This is a genomic window from Thioclava sp. DLFJ5-1, assembly GCF_002020115.1.
Lineage (GTDB): Bacteria > Pseudomonadota > Alphaproteobacteria > Rhodobacterales > Rhodobacteraceae > Thioclava > Thioclava sediminum.
Map to the genome: position 1 here is coordinate 197,899 of NZ_MPZU01000003.1, position 23,777 is coordinate 221,675.

Below are 23,777 nucleotides of genomic sequence, written 5' to 3' on the forward strand. Positions count from 1 at the left end.
GAGGGACCGATTTGAACAGCGCGCATGCAGCGGTGGAAATCGAAGGCGCGGATCGACCGGGTGAGGTCGTTCTGGTCTGCGAACATGCGTCGAATGTTTTTCCCGCGCCTTGGGGCGATCTGGGCCTGACACCCGATCAGCGCGAGGCGCATATCGCTTGGGATCCCGGCGCGCTGGGCCTTGCGCGCGGTCTGGCCGCGCAATTGGAGGCGCCGCTGGTCGCCGCCCGCCAGTCGCGGCTGATCTACGATCTCAACCGCCCGCCGCATCATCCGGGTGCGATGCCCGTGACCTCCGAGATTCACGACATTCCCGGTAATGCGGCGCTTTCGCCGGACGACCGTAGTGCGCGCACCGAGGCGCTATACGAGCCGTTCCACGCATCCCTACGTAGTCTGATCGCCGAGCGGTTGGCCCGCGGGCGGCCGACGGCGCTGGTGACGGTTCATTCCTTCACGCCGATCTGGTTCGGGAAGCCCCGTGAGGTCGAGCTTGGCGTGATCCACGATGCCGATCCGAGCCTAGCGCAGGCGGTTCTCGAGGAAGCCCGCCGTGTCACCGAGCTCGATGCGCGTCTTAACGAACCTTACTCGGGCGCGGATGGCGTCTGTCATACGCTGGCGCTGCAGGCCACGCCGATGGGACTGCGGAATGTTATGCTGGAACTGCGCAACGATCTGATCGCCGATCCTACCGCGCAAGAGGCGATGGCCGCGACGCTTGCCCCGGTGCTGCAAGCCGCGCTGTCGCAGATCACCGCAAATAACGGGGAGGCCGCCTGATGCCACGCTGGAGTGTCGCCTATGTCCGCCTGATCGAAGCGTTCAACCGCCGCTTGGGCAAGGTGGCGATGTATCTGCTCTATGTGATGATGGCGATCATGCTGTTCTCTTCGGTGACGAAGATCTTCGAGATTCCCGCGCTCTGGACGCTCGAAATGGCCCAGTTCACGCTGGTTGCCTATTACATGCTCGGCGCGCCGTGGACGCTGCAGGGAGATACCAATGTGCGGATGGACCTGCTGTATTCTCGCTGGTCGCCGAAAGGGCAGGCCTGGTGGGATGCCTTCACCGTTTTCGCGCTGATGTTCTACCTCGGGATCATGGTCTACTCGGCCTTCGATTCCACGGTCTATTCCTTCGAATATAACGAGCGAAACCCGACCGCGTGGCGCCCGGTGCTGTGGCCGATCAAGGTCATCATCACCACGGGCTTCGCGCTTCTGTTCCTGCAGGCCGTGGCGCTTCTGATCCGCGATGTCGCGACTATTCGCGGAGAGGAAATCTGATGGATCACAACACCATCGCCCTTTTGATGTTCTCGACGATGCTGCTGATGATGCTGACCGGTCAGCGCGTCTTCGGTGCCATCGGCTTCGTCGCCGTCGTCGCGGCCTTCTGGCTCTGGGGGCCGGGCGGCACGCAGATGGGCTTCGGCTCGGTCATGAAGCTGATGAAATGGACGCCGCTTCTGACGCTGCCGATGTTCGTCTACATGGGCTACGTGATGTCCGAGAGCCGTCTGGCCGAAGACCTCTACCGCATGTTCCACGTCTGGTTCGGGCCCTTACCGGGGGGGCTCGCCATCGGGACGATCATGCTGATGGTGATGATCTCGGTGATGAACGGGCTGTCGGTCGCGGGCATGGCCATTGGTGCGACGATCGCGCTGCCGGAACTGCTGCGCCGGAACTACGACAAGCTGATGATCTCGGGTGTCATTCAGGCGGGCTCGTCCTTGGGCATCCTGATCCCGCCCTCGGTCGTGCTGGTGCTGTTCTCTCTGATCGCGCGGCAGCCGGTGTCGGAACTCTGGCTGGCAGGCGCGGTCCCGGGGCTGCTGATGGCCACGCTTTTCGTCGCCTATATCGTGATCCGCTGCAAAATGAACCCGGACCTCGCGCCGCCGATGGATGCGGAAGAGCGCGCCGCGATCACCATGCGCGAGAAGCTGCGCCTGCTGCGCGCGGGTCTGATGCCGGTCTTCATCTTCGTTGCGATGATGGTGCCCTTCCTTAAGGGCTGGGCGAGCCTGACCGAAGCCTCGGTGATCGGCGCGCTGGCGGCTGTCTTCGCTGCGGCCATCAAGCGGCGCTTCACCTGGCAGGTGTTCAAGGTTTCGACCGAGAACACGCTCAAGATCACCGTGATGTTCATGCTGATCATCACCGCGGCGCTGTCCTTCGGGGCCGTGTTCGACGGTCTCGGCGCGGGCCGCGCGATCGAGGATTTCTTCACCGACAGCCTCGGCCTCGGCCCGTGGCAGATCCTGATCCTGATGCAGCTGAGCTTCCTGGTGATGGGGATGTTCCTCGACGACACGGCGATGCTGGTGATCGTGGCGCCCGTCTATGTCTCGCTCGCCCGGCATCTGGGCTTCGACATGATCTGGTACGGTGTCCTTTATACCATCACCTGTCAGGTTGCCTATCTCACGCCGCCCTTCGGTTATAACCTGTTCCTGATGAAGGCGATGGCGCCCAAGGAATTCACCCTGCCGGTGATCTACGCCTCGGTGATCCCTTTCGTGGGCGTGATGGTCCTGACGTTGATCCTCGTGATGATCTTTCCGCAGCTGGCGCTCTGGCTGCCGCATGCGGTGCTTGGAAGATAACCATAACCCGGAAAAACCGGGATCAACCAACAAGGAGAGAGTGATGACGACAAGAAGACAGTTCCTCACCACCGGTGCGGTGGGTGCGGCTGCGGCGGGCCTTGCGGCCCCGGCCGTCGCGCAGACCACACCGATCAAGTGGCGTATGCAGACCTATGCTGGTCCTGCGCTGGCCGAACAGGTCGTGGACAATTGCATCAAGACCTTCAACGAAATCGCCGATGGCGAGATGGAGATCGAACTTTACTACGCCGACCAGCTGGTGCCGACCTCCGAGCTGTTCCGCGCGATGCAGTCGGGCACGATCGACGCCGTGCAATCCGACGATGACTCGATGGCCTCGCCCACCGAAGTCACCGTCTTCGGCGGCTATTTCCCCTTCGGCCTGCGCTACTCGCTCGATGTGCCGACGCTGTTCAACGAATGGGGTCTCAATGAGATCTGGGACGAGCAGTATTCGGCCGTCGGCGTGAAGCACATCTCGGCGGGCTCGTGGGACCCGTGCAACTTCGCCATGAAAGAGCCGGTGAAGTCGCTCGACGATCTCAACGGCAAGCGGGTCTTCACCTTCCCGACCGCCGGGCGCTTCCTTGCGCAGTTCGGCGTCGTGCCGGTGACGATCCCGTGGGAAGACGTCGAAGTCGCGCTGCAGACCGGCGAGCTCGATGGCGTCGCATGGTCGGGCATCACCGAGGATTACACCTCGGGTTGGGGCAAGAACGCGCCCTACTTCCTGACCAACAACATCTCGGGCGCCTGGATCGGCCACTTCTTCGCCAACATGGATCGTTGGAATGAAGTGCCGGACCGTCTGAAGACGCTGATGAAGACCTGCTTCGATCAATCGCATTACCACCGCCAGTACTGGTACTGGTCGGGCGAGGCGAAGCTGCGCGTCGAAGGCACCGATATGGAGCTGACGACCATTCCGGACGCCGAATGGCAGAAGGTCGAAGACGCCGCCCACAAGTTCTGGGACGAGATCGCGGCCGAAAGCGAGTTGAAGGCCAAGGTCGTCGACATCTTCAAGAAATACAACGCGACGATGGCGAAGGCAGGCCCGCCCTATCGCTGCGGCTAAGCAAAGCGGGGGCGGCGGAAACGCTGCCCCTACGACGCAACATTTGCCCTCTTGTGGGGCCCCGCACCGCGCGGCAATCTCGCGCGGTGATCTTGATCCCGGAGGAACTCATGTCGCGCAAATTATCGTTCGACGCGCTCAAGAAATCGGTCAATGCAGGCGAGGTCGATACGGTCATCGCAGCCCTTGTGGATATGCAGGGGCGGCTTCAGGGCAAGCGGTTCCACGCGGCGCATTTCATCGACAGCGCATGGGAAGAGACCCATTGCTGCAACTACCTGCTGGCGACCGACATGGAAATGGTCACCGTGCCGGGCTATGACGCGTCCAGCTGGGAGCGCGGCTACGGCGATTACGTGATGAAGCCCGACATGGAGACGCTGCGGCTGATCCCGTGGGTTCCGGGCACGGCGCTGGTGATCTGCGATCTGCTCGATCATCACAGCCACGAGCCGATCCCCCATTCGCCGCGCCAGATGCTGAAATCGCAGCTCAAGCGCGCCAAGGACATGGGCTTTGACGTGATGATGGCGACCGAGCTGGAGTTCTTCCTGTTCGAGGAAAGCTATCCGCAGCTCTTCGACGCGGGCTATCCCGATCCGACCCCGGTCGCGCGCTACAATGTCGACTATTCGCTGATGGGCAATTCGCGCGCCGAACCGGCGATGCGGGCGATGCGCAACGCGCTTTATGCGGCGGGCGTGCCGGTCGAATGCTCCAAGGGCGAGGCCGAATGCGGTCAGGAAGAGCTGAACGTGAAATATGCGGGCGGGCTTCAGACCGCCGACATGCATGTGCTGGTCAAGCAATGCGCCAAGGAAGTCGCGCAGTCCCACGGGCTCTCGGCGACCTTCATGGCAAAATACCACACCGACAAGGCGGGCTCGTCGAGCCACGTGCACCAGTCGCTCTGGAAGGGCGGCAAGCCTGCCTTCTTCGACAAGGACGCGCCGAATGGCATGTCCGAGTTGATGCATCAGTTCCTCGCCGGGCAGTTGACCCATGCGCGCGAGATCACCTATTTCCTCGCGCCCTACACCAACAGCTACAAGCGCTTCTGCGAGGGGCTTTTCGCGCCGACGAAAGCGGTCTGGTCTTTGGACAACCGCACGGCGGGCTTCCGCATCTGCGGCGAGGGCACGAAAGGAATTCGCGTCGAATGCCGTATCGGCGGGGCCGACCTGAACCCCTATCTGGCCTGCGCGTCGCTTCTGGCGGCGGGGCTGGCCGGGATCGAGGGTGAGATGGACCCGGGGCCGGAAGCCGCGGGCGACATCTACAAGGCGGGCGAAGTGACCGAGGTGCCGAAATCGCTGACCGAGGCGCTGGGCGCTCTGGAAGGTTCGGACATGCTCAAATCCGCCTTCGGTGAGGACGTGATGGCCCATTACGTGCGCGCCGCCCGCTGGGAGATCGAAGAACAGAACCGAGTTGTGACCGACTGGGAGCGGATGCGCGGTTTCGAACGCGCCTGAGTTTTGACAGACCCGCGGGGCCCTACACCCCGCAAGGAGACATGATGACCAAGACCCTGAAATGTATCTCGCCCGTCGACGGGCAGGTCTATGCCGAACGCGAGGCGCTGAGCGCCTCCGACGCGCAGGCGCTGGCCGCGAGCCTTCGCGCCGCGCAGCCCGCATGGGCCGAACGTCCGCTGTCGGAGCGTATCGCGCTCGTCGAGGCGGGCATCACCAAGCTCAACGAGATGAAGGATCTCGTGGTCGAGGAGCTTGCGTGGCAGATGGGCCGCCCGACCCGCTATGGCGGCGAATTCGGCGGCATGAACGAGCGCGCGGGCTACATGGCCTCGATCGCCGAAGAGGCGCTCGCCCCGATGGTGGTCGAGCAAAGCGACAGCTTCCTGCGCCAGATCGCGCGCGAACCGGTCGGCGTCGTCTTCATCATCGCGCCGTGGAACTACCCCTATATGACGGTGATCAACTCGCTGGTTCCGGCCCTGATCGCGGGCAACACGGTGATGTTGAAGCACGCCACGCAAACGATGCTGGTGGGTGAGCGCATCGCCGAAGCCTTCCACGCGGCGGGCGTGCCGCAGGACGTGTTCCAGAACGTCTACCTGACGCATGAGGTGTCGGAAGAGCTGATGGGCGCGAAGGCGTTCGATTTCGTCAATTTCACCGGCTCTGTCGGTGGCGGCCGCGCGGTGGAGCGCGCGCTGGCGGGCACCTTCACCGGGCTGGGCCTCGAACTGGGCGGCAAGGATCCGGGCTATGTGGCCGCGGATGCCGATCTGGACGCGGCGGTCGACGGGCTGATGGACGGCGCGCTGTTCAACGCGGGTCAGTGCTGTTGCGGGATCGAGCGGATCTACGTCCATGCCAGCCTCTACGATGCGTTCGTCGAAAAGGCCGCTGCCTGGGCGAGCAAGCTGACCCTCGGCAATCCGTTCGAACCGGAGACGACCCTCGGCCCGATGGCCAACAAGCGCTTCGCCGAAGTGGTGCGCGGCCAGATCGAGGATGCGATCACCGATGGCGCCAAGCCGCTGCTCGATCCCGAGCTGTTCCCGGCCGATGACGGCGGCGCCTATCTCGCGCCGCAGATCCTCGTCGATGTGAACCACGAGATGCGCGTGATGCGCGAGGAAAGCTTCGGTCCGGTCGTCGGCATCATGCCGGTGAAGGATGACGAGGAAGCCATCGCCGCGATGAACGATTGCGATTACGGGCTGACCTGCTCGATCTGGACCGCCGATCCCGCCCGCGCCGAGGCGATGGGCAAGCGGCTGCAGACCGGCACCGTCTTCATGAACCGCTGCGACTATCTCGACCCGGCGCTGTGCTGGACCGGCTGCAAGGAAACGGGCCGTGGCGGCTCGCTTTCGGTGCTGGGCTATCACGCGCTGACGCGTCCGAAATCCTACCATCTCAAGAAGGTGACGAAATGACTGCCCCCACCGCAAACTGGTCCTATCCGACCACGATCAAATTCGGCCCCGGCCGGATTTCGGAACTGGCCGATCACTGCAAATCCGTGGGTATCGCGAAGCCGCTTCTGGTGACCGACAAGGCGCTGGCCGCGCTGCCGATCACCGCCGGGGCGCTCGACGTGCTGGACGCGGCGGGCCTTGGCCGCGCGGTTTTCTCCGAGGTCGATCCGAACCCGAACGAGGGCAACATGGCCGCCGGGATCGAGGTCTATAAGGCGGGCGGCCATGACGGTGTGATCTGCTTCGGCGGCGGCTCCGCGCTCGATCTGGGCAAGATGATCGCGCTGATGGCCGGGCAGGACGCTTCGCTGAGCGTCTGGGATCTGGAGGATATCGGCGATTGGTGGACGCGGGCGAATGGTGACGCCATCGCGCCGATCATTGCGGTGCCGACCACCGCCGGGACCGGCTCGGAAGTCGGGCGCGCGGGCGTTCTGACCAATTCCGAGACCCACAAGAAGAAGATCATCTTCCATCCGAAGCTGATGCCCGCGATCACGATCTGCGATCCGGAGCTGACGGTCGGCATGCCGCCCTTCATCACGGCGGGTACCGGGATGGACGCGCTGGCGCATTGCCTCGAGGCGTTCTGCAGCCCGCATTACCACCCGATGAGCCAGGGGATCGCGCTCGAAGGGATGCGGCTCGTGTTCGAGAACCTGCCGCGCGCCTATACGACGCCGGACGATCTGGAGGCGCGCGCCAATATGATGTCGGCGGCGGCGATGGGGGCGGTGGCCTTCCAGAAGGGCCTCGGCGCGATCCACTCGCTGAGCCACCCGGTCGGCGCGGTCTACGGCACCCATCACGGCACGACCAATGCCTGCGTGATGCCGATGGTGCTCGACTTCAACCGCGCCACCATCGAGGAGCGGATCAACCGCGCGGCGGCTTATCTGGGTATCGCGGGCGGCTTCGAGGGCTTCAAGGCCCGGATCGAGAGCCTGCGCACCGAATTGTCCATCCCGGCGAACCTGACCGAGATGGGCGTGAAGCGCGAAGATCTCGACATGCTCGTCGAGATGGCGCTGGAAGATCCGTCCTGTGGCGGCAACCCGGTCGAGATGACGACCGAGAATACCCGCGCGCTTTATGAGGCGTGCCTTTGATATCGGCGCGAGCGGGGGCTGAGGCTCTCGCTCGTCGGCGCGGATCACGCGTCTGTAACTAGTGTTGATGAGGAATTTTGCTTCAACATCTGTACTGCCAAAAATCTGTTACAACGCCCGCATAAAGGGTCGCCGATGCCGGAGCCAACCGGACGGCACAACCGTCGAAAGACATTAGCTCGGGGGAGACAGGACCGCATGAGGCGGCACCGCCCTCCATCAACGGGGAGAGACCTGAAAATGACCTTCAAGTTCCGTTATCTTGCAGCGGCCAGCGCCATGGCCCTTGCTGCCAGCACCGGCGTCAGCTTCGCCGACAGCATGGATGACCTCTACGCCGCCGCGAAAGAAGAAGGCAGCCTGACCACGATCGCGCTGCCGCATTCGTGGTGCAACTACGCGGGCGTGATCGACGGCTTCAAGAAGAAGTATCCCGGGATCACCGTGAACGAACTGAACCCCGATGCGGGCTCGGCTGACGAACTCGAGGCGATCCGCGCCAACAAGGACAACAAGGGTCCGCAGGCGCCCGACGTGATCGACGTGGGCCTTTCCTTCGGCCCGGCGGCCAAGGACGAGGGTCTGATCCAGCCCTACAAGGTCTCGACCTGGGACACGATCCCGGACAGCGCCAAGGATGCTGAAGGCTACTGGTATGGCGACTATTACGGCGTGCTGTCGTTCGCGGTGAACAAGGACATCGTCGACAACGTGCCGCAGGACTGGTCGGACCTGCTCAAGCCGGAATACGCGAACTCGGTGGCTCTCGCGGGCGATCCGCGCGCCTCGAACCAGGCGATCCTCGGCGTTCTGGCCGCGGGCGTCGCAGCAGGCGGCGAGCCGGGCAAAGCTTCGGGCGAAGCCGGCCTGAAATACTTCGCTGAGATGAACAAGAACGGCAACTTCGTGCCCGTCATCGGCAAGACCGGGACGCTCGCACAGGGCGCGACCCCGATCGTCGTCGAGTGGGACTATAACGCACTGGCCGGTCGCGACACGCTGAACGGCAACCCGCCGGTCGACGTCGTCGTTCCGAAATCGGGCGTTGTCGCCGGTGTCTACGTTCAGGCGATCTCGGCCTACGCGCCGCACCCGAACGCAGCCAAGCTCTGGATGGAATACCTCTATTCGGACGAAGGTCAGCTCGGCTGGCTGGAAGGCTATTGCCACCCGATCCGCTTCAACGACCTGTCGGCCAACGGCAAGGTTCCGCAGAAGATGCTCGACGCGATGCCGCCCGCCGAGGGCTATGCCAAGGCGGTCTTCCCGTCGCTCGACGCGCAGGCTGCGAACAAGGAAGTCGTGACCGGCGGCTGGGACAGCGTCGTCGGCGCGAACGTCCAGTAACCGAACCCGCATAAGCACACGCCCCGCGCCTGATCGCGCGGGGCGACTTTATTGGAAATTCTGCAAAGCGAGGCCCGATGCAAAGCCGCAAGCTGCCGCTGACTTGGGTGGGGATGGTTCCCTTCACGCTCTTCGCGCTTTTGTTCCTGATCGCACCGACGATGTATATCGTGGTGGGCGCGTTTAGGACGAGTGACGGGGGCTTCACGCTGTCGAACCTCGTGAACCTGTTTCAACCGACGATCCTCGCGAGCTACTGGATCTCGATCAAGATCAGCCTCGCCACCGCGCTTGTAGGCTGCCTGATCGGCTTTGCGCTGGCCGCCGCCGTCACGCTGGGCGGCCTGCCGAACTGGCTGCGCGGTCCGGTGATGACCTTCTCGGGCGTGGCCTCGAACTTCGCAGGGGTGCCGCTGGCGTTTGCCTTCCTCGCGACGCTGGGGCGGCTGGGCCTCGTGACCGTGCTGCTGAAGTCGTGGTTCGGCTTCAACATCTACACGCACGGCTTCAACCTGCTGAGCTTCTTCGGTCTGACGATCACCTATCTGTTCTTCCAGATCCCGCTGATGGTGCTGATCATCACCCCCGCGCTGGACGGTCTGAAGCGCGAATGGAAAGAGGCGGCGAGCATCCTCGGCGCGACCGGCTTCCAGTATTGGCGCATCGTCGCGCTGCCGATCCTCTGGCCCTCGCTGCTGGGCACGCTGGCGCTGCTCTTCGCCAACAGCTTCGGCGCGGTGGCGACGGCCTATGCGCTGACCGGCTCGTCGATGTCGATCGTGCCGATCATGCTTTACGCGCAAATCCGCGGCGACGTGCTGCAGGACCCGCATCTGGGCTACGCGCTGGCCTTCGGGATGATCGTCATCACCGGCCTAGCCAACCTCGCCTATGTCTGGCTCCGCGTACGCTCCGAAAGGTGGATGCGATGAAATCCAAGAAACTCTGGTCCTGGCTCGCGCTGGCTTTCGGGGCGCTCTATTTCGCGCTGCCGCTGCTCGGCACGCTGGAATTCTCGCTGCGCGCGCGGCGCGGGGTCTATTCGCTCGACGCTTACCGCTCGGTGCTGGCCGATCCGCAATTCCGCGAGACCTTCAGCTACTCCGTCGTGATGGCGATCTTCACGATCCTCGTGGGCGCGCTGATCGTGGTGCCGACCGCCTATTGGGTGCGTCTCAAGCTGCCGCATTGGCGCCCGGTCGTGGAGTTCATCACGCTCCTGCCGCTGGTGATCCCGCCGATCGTGATCGTCTTCGGCTATATCCGGCTCTATAACACCTCGTCGATCCTGCCGCTGACCGGCACGACGACGGGCACCAACCTCCTGCTGATGCTGGGCTATGCCACGCTTTCGCTGCCTTACATGTATCGCGCGGTCGATACCGGGCTGCGTACCATCGATGTCGGCACGCTGACCGAAGCCGCGCAGAGCCTCGGCGCCGGGTGGAGCACGATCCTCGCCCGCGTCATCCTGCCGAACGTGCTGGTCGCGGTGCTCTCGGGCGCCTTCATCACCTTCGCCATCGTCATCGGCGAGTTCGTCCTCGCCTCGCTCCTCAACCGGCCGGCATTCGGCCCCTACATGCAGCTGACCGGCGCGAACAAGGCTTACGAGCCTGCCGCGCTTGCGGTGATCGCCTTCTCGATCACCTGGATCTGCATGGGGCTGATCCAACTCGTCACCCGGTTTTCCAAACATACGAACGCAAAGCGGTAACCCATGGCCTCTCTCGAGATCGAACATCTGGAAAAATCCTTCGGCGCGAACCGCGTTGTGAAGGATTTCAACCTCTCCATCGAAGAGGGCGAATTTATCTCGCTGCTCGGCCCGTCGGGCTGCGGCAAGACGACCGTGCTGCGGATGGTGGCGGGCTTCGAGAGCCCTTCGGGCGGCGCGATCCGCATCGGTGGGCAGGACGTCACGCATCTGGGGGCGAACCAGCGCAATATCGGTATGGTGTTTCAGGCCTACGCGCTGTTTCCCAACCTGACGGTCGCGCAGAACGTGGGCTTCGGGTTGCGCGTGGCGAAACGTCCGCGCGCCGAGATCAAGGCCCGTGTGACCGAGATGCTGGAGCTGATCGGTCTGCCCGATCTGGGCAACCGCTACCCGTTCCAGCTATCCGGCGGGCAACAGCAGCGCGTAGCGCTGGCGCGCGCGCTCGCGATCCAGCCGCGCGTTCTGCTGCTCGACGAGCCGCTTTCCGCGCTCGATGCGAAGATCCGCGTCTCCTTGCGCGAAGAGATCCGTGACATTCAGCGCCGCCTCGGCATCACCACGATCTTCGTGACGCACGATCAGGAAGAGGCGCTGTCGATCTCGGATCGGGTGGTGGTGATGAATGGCGGTGTGGCCGAGCAGATCGGCGCGCCTTTCGAGATCTACAACCAGCCGAAGACCCGCTTCGTCGCGCAATTCGTGGGCACGCTGAACGCGCTCGAGGCCGAAGTGGCCGATCCGGAACGCGGCGCTCTGCGCGTCGGCAGCACCGAGGTGATCCTGTCCGAACCGGTCACCGCGGGCCAAGGCACTCCGGTCACGCTGGCCGCGCGGCCCGAAGTTCTGGCGCTGGGCCGCCGCGAGGGCAATGACACAGTGTTCACGGGGCGGATCGTCGAGACGCATTTCCTCGGCTCGATTCTGCGGGTGAGAATGGAAGTGGAAGGGCAGCTTATCGCGCTCGACACGTTCAACCGTCCCGGCAATCCGCCGCCCAAGGTCGGCACCGAGGCCGAGGTCAGCGTCGCAAGCCGCGATCTGCTCGTTCTGGCCGACTGACGACGCGAAACAAGCCCTGCGCCCTTCTTTTCTCCGGGTTTCGGACCCGGAGCCCCTTCTGCCGCGTTGCCGATGAAAGCTTACACGCGACCGTAGCAGAAGGATGAAAATGGAGTGGCTCGTCGATCATAATCAGGTGGTGAGTATCGCGGTGCAGATCGTCACCGCGCTCGTCTGGATTATCTATCTGCAACTTCTGCTGCAGAATTTCCGGCGGGAGCGTCGCTCGAAACTGCTGCTTACCCGGGTCGCGGGCGGCCATGAACGCGGGCATCTGATGCTGGGCAATATGGGCGCCGAGCCGATTTTCGTGAAAGCGCTTCTGGCCGATCTCGTGATCGACGGGAAAACCTATCACTCGATCGCCAGCGATTCCGGGGGCTTTGCGCCATTCGCGGAGTCCAGCCCCAACGAGTCGATCAAGGGCCCGCTGAAAACCGCGGATTATCGCGATCTCGGCCGTATCTCCGATCTCGTGGACGTCGCGCTGGAATTCTCCGACCTGCCCGAAGACGCGAAACAGGTGGAATCGGTGGTTTTCACCGTTCTCGCAGAAAGCAGTCGCGACAATATCCTGACCGCGGGACGGCTTTGCTTCGACGTCTATCACGCCGGTGAGCATCAACGCTTCTTGCCGCAGACCTCTTCGACGGTGCAGCTGCGCAGTTTCCGCAAACGTCGCGAATTGGCGGCGCGGCTGAAGGAAATGCTGGAGCAGGAAGCGCGCGCTTTCCTCACCAGCGAAGACGGCCAACGCCGCGAGCGTGGCGCAGAGCTGCAACAGCTGCGACACCGCCAGCGACAAAGCGAGAAGGATCGCCAGACCGACGCTCCGCACGAGGTCGCCGAATGATGCATCACGAGAATTGAAGCCAATTTAACTGACCATGGCGCGCCGTTCTGGCCTCAGTCGCCAAAGGAGAAAACATGTTCAACTGGATCACAGGCGTCATCGCGTCCTTCGGCTATTTCGGCATCGCGGGCTTGATGCTGCTGGAGAACGTATTTCCGCCGATCCCGTCCGAGCTGATCATGCCACTCGCAGGCTATATGGCGGCGCAGGGGAAATTCTCGCTGGTCGGGTTGATCGTCGCGGGCACCATCGGTTCGGTGCTGGGCGCGCTCCTTTGGTACTGGATCGGCCTCAAGATCGGGATCAAGCGCCTGTGTCACCTGTCGACCCGCCATGGCCGCTGGATCGGCATCACCCCGCGCGACATTACCCGGACCAAGAAATGGTTCGACAAGCACGGCTGGGTGGGCGTGTTCTTCGGGCGCATGCTGCCTGGCGTCCGCACGCTGATCTCGGTGCCGGCAGGCATGGCGCGGATGCCGTTCGTCCCCTTCCTCGCTTACACCACGCTGGGCAGCGCGCTCTGGACCGCATTGCTGACCGTCGCCGGCTATCTGCTTGGGAAGCAGTACAGCGAAGTCGCAAGCTGGGTGAACCCGGTCTCGACCGGCGTGATCATGGTGCTCGTCCTGCTCTACATCTATCGCGTGATTACCTGGAAGCCGCTGAGAGATAGCGACGACCCCAGCGGTACCACGCCCGCGCGCGAGAGCTGAACTGCTGAGCACAAGCGACACCTAAGCCGGGTTTTGCCATCTCGCGTTGGCAAGAACGCGGCAAAAGGCTTATATGCCCGGCAAGACGTTAAAGAAGGACACGCCGTGGCAATCCACCTGCATCAAAACGACCTTCCCGACGGGCTCGAGCTCGGTCCCGTCGTGGCCATCGACTCCGAAACGATGGGCCTCGACCCGCGCCGCGACCGGCTCTGCCTAGTGCAGCTTTCGGCGGGCGACGGTGACGCGCATCTGGTGAAGATCGCCCAAGGTCAGACCGAAGCGCCAAACCTGTGCCGCATGCTGGCCGATCCGTCGGTGGAGAAGCTGTTCCACTTCGCGCGCTTCGACGTCGCCGCGCTCTACAATGCGTTCGGGGTGGAGACGAAGCCGGTTTTCTGCACCAAGATCGCCTCGAAGATGGTGCGGACCTTTACCGATCGCCACGGGCTGAAAGTGCTGGTGCAGGAGCTTGTCGGCGTCGACATCTCCAAGCAGCAGCAAAGCTCGGACTGGGGCGCGGCGGAGCTGACCGACGCGCAGATGGAATATGCGGCCTCGGACGTGCTCTACCTGCACCAGATCAAGGCCGAACTCGTGGCGCGGCTGGAGCGCGAGAACCGGCTCGGACTGGCGCAGGCCTGTTTCGATTTCCTGCCGACGCGTGCGAAGCTCGATCTGCTGGGCTGGGATGAACCCAATGACATCTTCCACCACTGATTATTCCGACATCGCCCGCCGCGTGATCGGCATCGAGGTTGCCGGGCTGGAAGCCTTGGCGGCGAGCCTCGATGGCGAGTTTTCGCGCGCGGTGGCGATGATCCTCAAGACCGAGGGGCGCGTGATCGTCTCCGGCATGGGGAAATCTGGCCATATCGGGCGCAAGATCGCGGCGACGCTGGCCTCCACCGGGACGCCTGCGCATTTCGTGCATCCGGCGGAGGCGAGCCACGGCGATCTGGGGATGGTCACCCGGCACGATCTGGCGCTCGTGCTGTCGAATTCCGGCGAGACGCCGGAGCTGGCCGACCTGATCGCCCATACACGGCGCTTTCAGATCCCGCTGATCGGTGTGGCAAGCCGCCCGGACTCGACCCTGCTGCGGCAGGCCGATCTGGCGCTGGTGCTGCCCAAGGCGGAGGAAGCCTGCGGCACGGGCGTTGTGCCCACCACCTCGACGACGATGACGCTCGCGCTGGGCGATGCGTTGGCCGTCGCTCTGATGGAGCAACGCGAATTCACCGCCGAGCATTTCCGCACCTTCCATCCGGGCGGCAAGCTGGGCGCGCGCCTGTCGAAAGTCTCGGATCTGATGCATCGCGATATGCCGCTGGTGGTGGAAGAAACGCCGATGCCCGATGCGCTCTTGATGATGAGCCAGAAGGGTTTCGGCGTGGTCGGCGTCACCGATGAGGCCGGGCGTCTGACCGGGATCGTCACCGATGGCGATTTGCGGCGCCATATGCAGGGGCTGCTGGAGCATAAGGTCTCGGAGGTGATGACCGCCAATCCGCGCACCATCGCGCCCGGACAATTGGCCGAGGCCGCCGTGGCGCAGATGAACGAGCGCAAGATCACCGCGCTCTTCGTGGTCGAAGACGAAAAGCCCGTCGGCTTCCTGCAAATCCACGACTGCCTGAGGGCCGGGATCGTCTGATGATGTACGACAACAGCCATACGCGACTGGTGACCTGGGCGAAGATCGTCCTGCCGCTGCTCGCGCTGGCGCTGTTGTCGACGATCTTTCTCGTCTCGCGCCGGATCGATCCGAGCGCCGCGATTCCCTATGCCAAGGTCGATGTCGAGAAACTCGCGCGCGAAAATGCGGTCACCCGGCCGGAATATTCCGGCGTGACCGATACCGGCGCGACGCTCTCGGTGACCGCAGCAATGGCGCGCACCCAGCCCTCGCAGGATCAGGGCGCGAGTGCCGATCAGGTCGCGGCAAAGCTGACCGCACCCGATGGCCATGTGACCGATTTGAGCGCGAATGAGGGTCTATTCCAGCCCAATTCGAACCGGATCGACCTGACCGGCAAGGTCGCGATGCAGACCTCCGACGGCTACCGGGTGAACTCCGACAAGGTCGAGTTGCAGACCGATAGCAGTATCCTGACCTCGCCCGGCCCGATCCATGGGACGTCCCCTTTCGGAACGCTCGATGCGGGCTATATGCAGATGGTCCCGACGGCGGATGGCAGCAGTCACGATCTTGTTTTCAAACAGGGTGTGAAGCTGGTATATCAGCCGCAACAATGAGGGTGTGGATGTTTCGAGCGCGTTTTTTCACCGCCTGTGCGATGGCGGTTTCGTTCCCGGTTCTCGTGATGGCGCAAAGCGTCGATTTCGGCGGGCTGCGCGCCGACAAGACGGCCCCGGTCGAAGTCACGGCCGACTCGCTCAACGTCAATCAGGAAAGCGGGCAGGCGGTGTTCTCCGGCAATGTGGAGGTCACGCAGGGCGACATGCACATGAAAGCCGCCGAGCTTGAGGTGTTCTACGCCAGCGACAAGCGCTCCGAGATCACGAAGCTGCACGCGACGGGCGGCGTCACGCTGGTTTCGCCCACTGAGGCGGCGGAGGCCGAGGAAGCCGTCTATGACGTGAAAGCGGGCACCGTCGTGATGACCGGCAATGTGCTGCTGACCCAAGGCGACAATGTGATGTCGGGCAACAAGCTCAACGTCGATCTGAGCACCGGCGCCGGCACGATGGACGGGCGTGTGCGCACGCTTCTGAAGCCCGCCGGGAGCAAGTGATGGCCGAGGATGCCGTCAAAAGCGACGCCGGGCTAGCCCCGGTCGCGGGCCAAGGCGGTTTGCAGGTCCGGGGTCTGCGCAAGAGCTACAAGCGCCGCCCCGTGATTCGCGACGTCTCGCTCGACCTGTCGCGCGGCGAGGTCGTGGCGCTTCTCGGACCGAACGGTTCGGGCAAAACCACCTGTTTTTATAATATCGCCGGTCTGATCCGCCCCGATGCGGGCGAGGTTCTGATCGACGGGCGCGATGTAACGGGCCTGCCGATGTATCGCCGCGCGCGGCTCGGGATCGGTTATCTGCCGCAGGAAGCCTCGATTTTCCGCGGGCTTTCGGTCGAAGACAACATCATGGCGGTGCTGGAAGTAGCGGAATCCGATCCGCACACCCGTCGCGAGCGGCTGGAAGAACTTCTGGGCGATTTCTCGATCGGCCATCTGCGCCAGGCGCCCGCGCTGGCGCTGTCGGGGGGCGAGCGCAGACGCTGCGAAATCGCGCGCTGTCTGGCTGCCGATCCGAAATATCTGTTGCTGGACGAACCCTTCGCGGGCGTCGATCCGATCGCGGTGTCGGAGATTCGCGCGCTCGTCGCACAGCTGAAAGATCGGGGTATCGGGGTTTTGATCACCGATCACAATGTGCGCGAAACGCTCGAGATCGTGGATCGGGCCTACATTCTGCATGACGGCACGGTGCTGATGTCGGGCACCGCGGAAGAGGTTGTGCAGGACGAAAACGTGCGCCGCGTCTATCTCGGCCAGCACTTCCGCATCCTCTGATCGTGATCCGCGGATCCCTGCCGGGCGCCTCCGCCTACCGGCAGTTTTGCACTGCAGCGAGGGAGACCCGTTGACACCCCCCACGATCCATCCCCAAATACATAAGAGATGCGTAATGTTCGCCCCCACTCCCCGGGCGCGCTTGCGGCCCCCGAGAGGGGTCCGGCGCGCGGAAGGTCCCCGAAAGAGGGCCCGGGCGAATTCAGACTCAACGCGACTTTTCAAGAGATTAACCGGCCCGAAACACCTCAGCCCAAAGGCTGGGGTCGCTGGCCCAATGCGTGAAGGAGGAAATCCATGCGTTACCAAATCACCGGCAAACAAATCGATGTCGGAGAGGCCCTGCAATCTCACGTCAAGTCGGAGTTGGGCGAGGTCGCCGAGAAATACATGCAGCGTCCCACCGATGCGCAGATCACCTTCTCGCGCGATGCGCATGAGTTTATTTGCGAGGCGACGGTGCACCTGTCGACCGGGCTCACCGCTTCGGCCAAGGGTCATGCCACGGAAATCTATGCGGCCTTCGATGCGGCGCGCGAAAAGATGGACAAGCAACTGCGGCGTCACAAGCGCAGATTGAAAGATCATCACCGCGACCGTGCTGAACCAGTTGAATTCGAAGCCGCAGGTCTATATGTGCTCGCCTCGGAAGAGGATGACGATACCGGCGAGACGCACGAAGGTGCTCCGATGATCGTAGCCGAGATGGAAACCAAGGTTCCCACTCTCTCGGTCGGTGAAGCGGTCATGCAGATGGAGCTGTCTGATGCGTCGCTACTCGTCTTCCGCAACGAGAAACATGGCGGGGTCAACGTCGTTCATCGGCGTGAAGACGGCAATGTCGGCTGGATCGACCCGCGCAACAGCAAATGAGCGGCCCGGAACGGGCGCGGAGTAGACGAGTTCATGGACCTATCTAAACTTCTCGTGCCTGGCGCGGTCAAAGTGCTGTCGAATGTCACGAGCAAGAAACGCCTGTTTCAGGATCTCGGTGACATCGCGGCGGCGTGCTACAAGATCGACGCCGCGGAGACTGTCGATGCGCTGCAGGAGCGTGAAAGCCTCGGGCCGACCGGTGTCGGCCACGGCGTTGCGCTTCCGCATGCGCGGCTCGAGGGGCTGAGCGAAGTCGTGGGTGTCTTCCTGCGTCTGGAAAAGCCGCTCGATTTCGACGCGGTGGACCGGCTGCCGGTCGATCTGGTCTTCGCGCTCTTCGCGCCGAAGGATTCCGGGGTCGAGCATCTCAAGGCGCTGGCCCTCGTGTCGCGCACGATGCGCGATCCGGAAACCTGCGAGAAGCTGCGGGCGAATACCGATCCGTCGACGCTGCACGCAGTGCTGACGGAGGCGCAGAGCCGTCAGGCGGCCTGAACCAGTCTCGAAGGAAAATCGAAAAAGCGCGTCGGTCCGCCCGGCGCGCTTTTTTCATGGCACAGGCTCAGTCGCGCCAGTTGCCGAAGCCGAACTGCATCATGTCGCGCGTATAGGTCTCGCGCGCGGCGGCCTCGAGGTCGGGCGTCCAGATATCGGCGAGCTTGATCGAGGCGGTGTCGGTCTCGCCGGGCGCGAAGGCAGGGGCCTCCACCCCGGCCATGCTGGCGAGATAGGCGAAGTCCTCCGCCATCCGCTCCTCGCGCACCAGAAGGTCGGGCAGGGCGAACTGGCCGATCCCCTGAAGCGCCGCCGATTGCGTTGCCCAGAGCGTATTCACCGGCAGGCTCGTCTGGTTCGCGAGATTGGATTTGAGCCAGCCCAAGAAGGCGATCAGCGCTTCGGCATAATCGGCGGGCGCGATGCTCTGCCCCTCCTTCGGGATCGGCAGCTTGTAGCTTTGACGCAGGACGGCGCGGGTCTCGTTCATATTGTCCCAGTTGAGCACCGCATTGAACGCCAGATGCGCGCGCATCAGCGGGTGGCGCAGCACCGTGAAGCTGCGATGGCCGGGATGGCGACGTTTCCACTGGCGCAGGGTCTTCTGGCTGAACCCTTCGACCAGTTCGCCGGTCGCCGCCAGCCAGTCGCGGATCGGCGCATCCATCGCGGGCCGGAGCGGCATATAAAGCAGGCCCGCCTCGCTCGCGATGAAACCGGGGACGCCGGGACCGCGCCGGGGCTCGAAATTCGGGGTCTTCGACAGGTTGAACCGGTCGAGCCGCGCCAGCGACGCCTCCATCCCCGGGAAATTCGCGACCTTCGCCTCCAGCGGCTCCGGGTTCTGCACTTTCAGGGTCTCGGGCAGTTGTTTCAGCCGCCCCGCGACGCCCAGCCAATTCGCCAGACCGTTGAGCACCTCGACCGACTGCGCATCCTCGTAATCGATATAGAAGGCCGTCTGCCCCGAGCGTTGCAGCGCGTTTTGAAGCGTCACCTGAAAGTCCTGCAGCCCTTCCAGATGCGCCTCGAACTCCTCGGCATCGAAGCGCGCCTTCGTGGCCTTGCGGTGCTTCGCATCGCCCAGCTTCCACTGGCCGGTGGCGCGCGCGATCATCAGGCTGACATAGCTCTCGATCGGGTTGCGGGTCAGCACGATCTTCGCGCATTTCGGATCGTTCACGAAGACGGCCAGCATCCGCGGGTCGTGATCGTGGAAATAGCGGCAGCCGTTCAGCCCGTCCTGCGATTTGATCGCGCCCCATAGCGCCAGCGGGTCGTCATCGCGCTGCGCCTTGGTAACGCCCACCAGCTCCTTGCGGTTGGGGTAGCCGATCAGCGCCGGATTGAACGCCTCGCCGTGGCAGGTCACGCGGTCCAGATCGTTCAGCGCAGCTTCCAGCAGATTGGAGCCGGTGCGCATCTCGGCGAAAACGACGAAACTGTCAAATTTGGGCATGTCTTATTTCACCAGATAGGGGCGACCGCGGCGGGTGGCGGCATCGCGCTTCCCGCTTTGCTCGAGCGGGAAATCCCCCATCACGAGCGGCTGCATCCCCTGGTTCTTGAGATTTTGCAGGAATTGGTTGAACCCCGACAGATCGACCATCTGCGGCGCTTCGGTCAGTCGGCGGGTCGCACGGGGGCTGATCTCGTCGATGATGGTCTGCAGGGGCTCCATCGGGTTCTCGATGAAATCCGCGACGGTCCAGATCCGCACGCGCGCCTTCACATACATCGAGCGCAGAATCTCCAAATGCTCCAGCTCGCGTTTCTGCAGCATCGCGGCTTCGCGCCGGATCGTCGCGAAATTCTCGTTCTTGCGCGACAGCGGCAGCGCCCAAGCCCCGGTGATGACCGAAATCTGCGCATTCGGGTCGGTCGCGGTGAACCAGTTATTCGCCTGATTGTCGCGCGGCGAGAACATGTAGCACTGCCGCTCCCCGCGCGAGTTCCAGATCAGGTTCGTGAGAAAAGCACGCGGGTTGTAGTCGCGCAGCGCCGCGTCGTCGGTCAGGCAGCCGTTGAACATCCGCTCATTGCCCGCGAACTCGGCGCGCTCGGGGGCGTAGAGATGGCCATGCACCCGCGCGCCCACGTATTTCGCGAGCCAGCCGTCGAAATTCTCGAAGAGATCCGAGAAGCCGTGGAAGATCGAATAGGGCGCCGAGGTCTTGCCGTTCTCGTGGTCCTTCTTGGGAAAACGGCTTTGCATGTAGAGGCCGGGCCGTCCGCGGGTGCGCCGCTCGATCGATTTGGAAAACAGCCGGTCGATCTTGGCCGGGTTCGGCTCTGCCATGACGGACCGCCCGGGGCTTTTGTCGAGGAAGGTCCGGTAAAGCTTATCCGCCTTGGGCCAGATTTTCCGCGCCACGAAACAGTCCGACCGCCGCAGAAGCTGCAGGTGATCGTCGTAGAAGATATGCGGCTTGCCCTGAAAATCGAACTTGGTCAGCGTCAGCGAGCGGCTCTCGATCGAGGTGGAATAGAGCCTTGCGAGGGTCTGGAAATAGCTCTCATCCGGGATCCAGACGCGTTTGAAATAGCGGTCATAGAGCGCGCGATCGGGGTCTTCCAGAATGGCCGACAGGGTCTGGCGCGTCAGGCACCACCATTGGCTGCCCAGATGCGGCACCAGCCCGTCGGGGATGCGCCGTTTGAAGCCCACGCGGCGCTGGAACTCGACATAGCGGTCGAACATGCGCCGCTGCTTCTTCCACGAAAACGGGAAGCGTAGGGTGAAGCGTTCGATGTCGATCCCGCCCACGGTCCAGCCGACTTCCGTGGTGGTCACGCTCTCGATGAAATCGGTATAGGGCCGCGCGTCGAGATAGTCGGTCAGCTCGTGCAGCGGGCGCAGCGGCAGGCAGGAGCCCGACGCCAGATAGACGTGGCGCACGTCGTCATGCAGCGCCAGCATCTGCTCGGCCGCGGCTTGGCTGGCGGCAACCAGCGACCACGTGCCCCAGTCGCATTTGTAGCGCCGCGAGAAGGAGACATTCTCCAGATCGGAGAGCATCTTCTTGAAGCCGTTATAGTCATGCGCGGTCACGCGGGCATCGACATGGATCACCACGGGCGATCCGCCCTCCGACCAGAACCGCGCGACCTGCGCGGCCCGGTCGAGCGCGGTGTGGCACATCATGATGAATCCGACTGTCACGCGCCTTGTTTCCTCACGCCCAATTGCCCTTCGACATCAGCCCGAGGATCTCGAGCTGGCGCCAGTTGATATATTTCTCAGACCATTTGCACCACAAATCGGGCTCTTTTGAGATCGTGCGGGCATAGGCGTGATATTCGCGCGATCCCGCGTAATGCTGTTTGCGCTCCTGCTCTTCATCGACCTTGTCCGCGAGGGGCGAGAGGAACTTCGCATGGAGCAGGCAGCCCGAGACCATCTCGCCGCCAATCGTGTCGTAGACCTGATTCAGGCCACGTGGCAGCAACGCATGGGTCGATGAGATATAGACGTTCCCGCGCTCCCATTTGACCAGCGGGATCTTGTTGAGCGAAGGGGCCTTCTTGGGCGCGTCGGGAAAGAAGATGCGCGCCCGGGGGCCGCCTTGAATCCACAGATTGTTGGTCTCGGGATTGGGCGAGATCATGTAGTTGCCCGCATCGAACCAGCAGGCCAGATCGAACGGGTTCTGCCCCTCGCGATAGGGCTGCGCGTCGATCGGGCCTTTCGGATACATATCCAGCAGCATCGCCGGAAAAGACCGGATGCCATAGGTGTCGAGCCAGTCGGTCAGCGCCTGAATGGGCCGCGTATCGCAGAACGGGTAGACGAAGAACTCGTCCGGATCGAGCGTCAGCGTCCAATGCCCGGTGCCGTATTTGCGCAGCAGCCAGTTCATCCAGTCGATGCCGAAATTCGACGCCTTGTAGGAGGCGTCCGTGTGCCAGACCGAGCAGTCCTCCTGCTGGGCGAGATACTCGGCGCTGCCATCGTCGCTGCCATTGTCGACAAACAGGAAGTGCCCGACGCCCATCTCGCGGTAGTAGCGCAGGAAATAGGGCAGGCGGATGCGTTCGTTGCGGGCGGTGACGAAGACGAGGATATCCTCGGGGCGGATGTTGCCGGTGCGATCGGAATAGAGAGAGAGTTCGCGGCTTTTGCGGAAAGCCCGAATCTGCCGAATTCTGCGTTTACGGCGCAGCCTGGCGATCTCTCTCAGTCCCAATACCCGTCCCTCTCCGACGTGGCGGTCATTTCGTGCCGCACTGGTCCCTTGCTACTCGCAGCGTAGTTCTCAAATCGTTAAAGGTCGCCCTGTTCAAATCGGCAAGTTTTCAACGGCTTATCAATATCTTCCGATACTTACCCGGTTTGCGCGCAGCTGAGAAGGCCATGCCTAACGCTTGCGTCAGCAATGTTGCCTCCAAGTCAACACGTTCACATCCAGCCGCCGCGCGACATCAGCCCCTGCGCCTCCAATTGCCGCCAGTCGCCGAGCCGCGTCGAATGCGGCGTCCAAAGCTCCGGATCGGCAGCCAGCGCGTCGTAATACTGGTCGAATTCCGCGGGCTGGCCGAAATGCTCGCCACGCGATTTCTCCTCCTTCGACTTGTCCACGATCTCGTCGAGAAACTTCGTGTGCAGCAGTAGCCCCGAAATCGCCTCGCCGCCGTCCGTGTCGTAGGTCTGGTTCAGGTGGCGCGGCAGCAGCGCATGGGTCGAGTTCAGATAGGCCCATCGCCGGTGCCAGCGCACCAGCGGGATCTTCGACAGGGTCGGCGATTGGCGCGGGCTGTCGGGGAAAAACGCCCGCGCCCGTGGCCCGCCTTGGATCCACAGCGCATCGGTCTGTGCCTGCTGGGTGATCATGTAATTTCCGGCGTCGAACCAGCTCAGGATCTTGCACGGGTCCTGCCCCGCCTCGTAGCGCTGCGCGCCCAGCGGCCCTTTCGGGTAGAGGTCGAGCATCATGGCCGGGAAGCTGCATTGCTCCGACCGGTCGAGCCAGTCGGTCAGCGCAGGCAGGGGGCGGCTGTCGTGATAGGGGTAGATCAGCAGCTCATCCGCATCGACGGTCAGGCACCAGTGATCGTGCCCGTAGCGCAGCATCAACCACGTCACCCAATCGAGCCCAAAGCGCGAGGCACGGTAACTGTCCGACGTCTGCCACAGCGAGACATCGCGCGCCTCGGCCAGCAGCGCGGCGGTGTCATCCGTGCTGCCATTGTCGACGATCAGGAAGTGATCCACGCCGAGCTTGCGGTAATGCTTGAGGAAAAACGGCAGCCGCCGCGCCTCGTTGCGCATCACCGCGAAGGCGAGGATCGCGCTGGGCTTTATCTTGCCCGTGCGGTTGGTGACGGGGTCGAGCTGGTGCCGTTTGCGCAGGGCGCGCCACAGGAAATGCTTGCGCTTGAGGCGCAGCCTGTAGCCCTCCCAAAGCTCACGGCGCGATGGCATT

24 protein-coding genes are annotated in these 23,777 nt (G+C 63.2%); 20 read left to right on the plus strand and 4 right to left on the minus strand.

Annotated elements, in window-relative coordinates; genetic code table 11:
• The first annotated feature begins 11 nt into the window (after nt 1-11).
• From BMI86_RS11585 to BMI86_RS11680, 20 genes are all read left to right on the plus strand, one after another.
• Entirely contained in the window at nt 12-782 is a 771-nt protein-coding gene (locus BMI86_RS11585; protein WP_078541547.1) for an N-formylglutamate amidohydrolase, read from the plus strand.
• The gene (locus BMI86_RS11590; RefSeq protein WP_078541548.1) at nt 782-1,288 is read left to right on the plus strand and encodes a TRAP transporter small permease subunit; all 507 of its coding nucleotides are present in this window, start codon (nt 782-784) and stop codon (nt 1,286-1,288) included. The genes BMI86_RS11585 and BMI86_RS11590 overlap by 1 nt, the downstream gene beginning before the upstream one ends.
• Entirely contained in the window at nt 1,288-2,613 is a 1,326-nt protein-coding gene (locus BMI86_RS11595; protein ID WP_078541549.1) for a TRAP transporter large permease subunit, read from the plus strand. The genes BMI86_RS11590 and BMI86_RS11595 overlap by 1 nt, the downstream gene beginning before the upstream one ends.
• Nucleotides 2,614-2,656: 43 nt before the next feature.
• Nucleotides 2,657-3,694 carry a TRAP transporter substrate-binding protein gene (locus BMI86_RS11600; RefSeq protein WP_078522177.1) on the plus strand — a complete coding sequence of 346 codons (1,038 nt, stop codon included), beginning with the start codon at nt 2,657-2,659 and terminating at the stop codon, nt 3,692-3,694.
• A 110-nt stretch (nt 3,695-3,804) separates the two neighbouring features.
• On the plus strand, nt 3,805-5,169 hold the full coding sequence (locus tag BMI86_RS11605; protein WP_078541550.1) for a glutamine synthetase family protein: 1,365 nt from the start codon (nt 3,805-3,807) through the stop codon (nt 5,167-5,169).
• 44 nt (nt 5,170-5,213) lie between these two features.
• The gene (locus BMI86_RS11610; protein WP_078541752.1) at nt 5,214-6,602 is read left to right on the plus strand and encodes an aldehyde dehydrogenase family protein; all 1,389 of its coding nucleotides are present in this window, start codon (nt 5,214-5,216) and stop codon (nt 6,600-6,602) included.
• Complete coding sequence (locus BMI86_RS11615; protein WP_078541551.1) at nt 6,599-7,753, plus strand: iron-containing alcohol dehydrogenase; 1,155 nt, start codon at nt 6,599-6,601, stop codon at nt 7,751-7,753. Before BMI86_RS11610 ends, BMI86_RS11615 begins: the two co-directional genes overlap by 4 nt.
• Before the next feature lie 240 nt (nt 7,754-7,993).
• Entirely contained in the window at nt 7,994-9,100 is a 1,107-nt protein-coding gene (locus BMI86_RS11620; RefSeq protein WP_078541552.1) for an ABC transporter substrate-binding protein, read from the plus strand.
• Between the two features lie 77 nt (nt 9,101-9,177).
• Nucleotides 9,178-10,032, plus strand: coding sequence for an ABC transporter permease subunit (locus BMI86_RS11625; protein WP_078522181.1), 855 nt, complete (start codon nt 9,178-9,180; stop codon nt 10,030-10,032).
• Nucleotides 10,029-10,817: an ABC transporter permease gene (locus BMI86_RS11630; RefSeq protein ID WP_078541553.1), complete on the plus strand. Its 789-nt coding sequence runs from the start codon at nt 10,029-10,031 to the stop codon at nt 10,815-10,817. The genes BMI86_RS11625 and BMI86_RS11630 overlap by 4 nt, the downstream gene beginning before the upstream one ends.
• A gap of 3 nt (nt 10,818-10,820) precedes the next feature.
• Nucleotides 10,821-11,879: an ABC transporter ATP-binding protein gene (locus BMI86_RS11635; RefSeq protein WP_078541554.1), complete on the plus strand. Its 1,059-nt coding sequence runs from the start codon at nt 10,821-10,823 to the stop codon at nt 11,877-11,879.
• Between the two features lie 109 nt (nt 11,880-11,988).
• Nucleotides 11,989-12,732, plus strand: coding sequence for a hypothetical protein (locus BMI86_RS11640; RefSeq protein WP_078541555.1), 744 nt, complete (start codon nt 11,989-11,991; stop codon nt 12,730-12,732).
• Between the two features lie 74 nt (nt 12,733-12,806).
• The gene (locus BMI86_RS11645) at nt 12,807-13,448 is read left to right on the plus strand and encodes a DedA family protein (RefSeq protein ID WP_078541556.1); all 642 of its coding nucleotides are present in this window, start codon (nt 12,807-12,809) and stop codon (nt 13,446-13,448) included.
• A 105-nt stretch (nt 13,449-13,553) separates the two neighbouring features.
• The gene (locus BMI86_RS11650) at nt 13,554-14,168 is read left to right on the plus strand and encodes a ribonuclease D (protein ID WP_078541557.1); all 615 of its coding nucleotides are present in this window, start codon (nt 13,554-13,556) and stop codon (nt 14,166-14,168) included.
• Nucleotides 14,149-15,105, plus strand: coding sequence for a KpsF/GutQ family sugar-phosphate isomerase (locus BMI86_RS11655; RefSeq protein WP_078541558.1), 957 nt, complete (start codon nt 14,149-14,151; stop codon nt 15,103-15,105). Before BMI86_RS11650 ends, BMI86_RS11655 begins: the two co-directional genes overlap by 20 nt.
• Nucleotides 15,105-15,707: an LPS export ABC transporter periplasmic protein LptC gene (gene lptC, locus BMI86_RS11660; protein ID WP_143594779.1), complete on the plus strand. Its 603-nt coding sequence runs from the start codon at nt 15,105-15,107 to the stop codon at nt 15,705-15,707. Before BMI86_RS11655 ends, lptC begins: the two co-directional genes overlap by 1 nt.
• 41 nt (nt 15,708-15,748) lie before the next feature.
• Nucleotides 15,749-16,207, plus strand: a complete 459-nt coding sequence (gene lptA / locus BMI86_RS11665; RefSeq protein WP_143594792.1) for a lipopolysaccharide transport periplasmic protein LptA — start codon at nt 15,749-15,751, stop codon at nt 16,205-16,207.
• Complete coding sequence (lptB, locus tag BMI86_RS11670) at nt 16,207-16,983, plus strand: LPS export ABC transporter ATP-binding protein (RefSeq protein WP_078541560.1); 777 nt, start codon at nt 16,207-16,209, stop codon at nt 16,981-16,983. Before lptA ends, lptB begins: the two co-directional genes overlap by 1 nt.
• A gap of 297 nt (nt 16,984-17,280) precedes the next feature.
• A complete protein-coding gene (gene raiA / locus BMI86_RS11675; protein ID WP_078522191.1) occupies nt 17,281-17,856 on the plus strand; it encodes a ribosome-associated translation inhibitor RaiA in 576 nt (191 codons plus the stop codon).
• Nucleotides 17,857-17,889: 33 nt separating this feature from the next.
• Nucleotides 17,890-18,354 carry a PTS sugar transporter subunit IIA gene (locus tag BMI86_RS11680; RefSeq protein WP_078541561.1) on the plus strand — a complete coding sequence of 155 codons (465 nt, stop codon included), beginning with the start codon at nt 17,890-17,892 and terminating at the stop codon, nt 18,352-18,354.
• Nucleotides 18,355-18,421: 67 nt separating this feature from the next.
• Here the strand turns inward: BMI86_RS11680 and BMI86_RS11685 are convergent, their stop codons facing one another.
• The 4 genes from BMI86_RS11685 to BMI86_RS11700 form a co-directional block, all read right to left on the minus strand.
• Nucleotides 18,422-19,813 (minus strand): nodulation protein NodH, encoded by a 1,392-nt coding sequence (locus BMI86_RS11685; protein ID WP_078541562.1) that lies wholly within the window; start codon nt 19,811-19,813, stop codon nt 18,422-18,424.
• Nucleotides 19,814-19,816: 3 nt separating this feature from the next.
• Nucleotides 19,817-21,517, minus strand: a complete 1,701-nt coding sequence (locus tag BMI86_RS11690) for a beta-1,6-N-acetylglucosaminyltransferase (protein ID WP_078541563.1) — start codon at nt 21,515-21,517, stop codon at nt 19,817-19,819.
• A 13-nt stretch (nt 21,518-21,530) separates the two neighbouring features.
• Nucleotides 21,531-22,541: a glycosyltransferase family 2 protein gene (locus BMI86_RS11695; protein ID WP_078541564.1), complete on the minus strand. Its 1,011-nt coding sequence runs from the start codon at nt 22,539-22,541 to the stop codon at nt 21,531-21,533.
• A gap of 212 nt (nt 22,542-22,753) precedes the next feature.
• Nucleotides 22,754-23,776: a glycosyltransferase family 2 protein gene (locus tag BMI86_RS11700; RefSeq protein ID WP_078541565.1), complete on the minus strand. Its 1,023-nt coding sequence runs from the start codon at nt 23,774-23,776 to the stop codon at nt 22,754-22,756.
• Nucleotide 23,777: the final 1 nt, after the last annotated feature.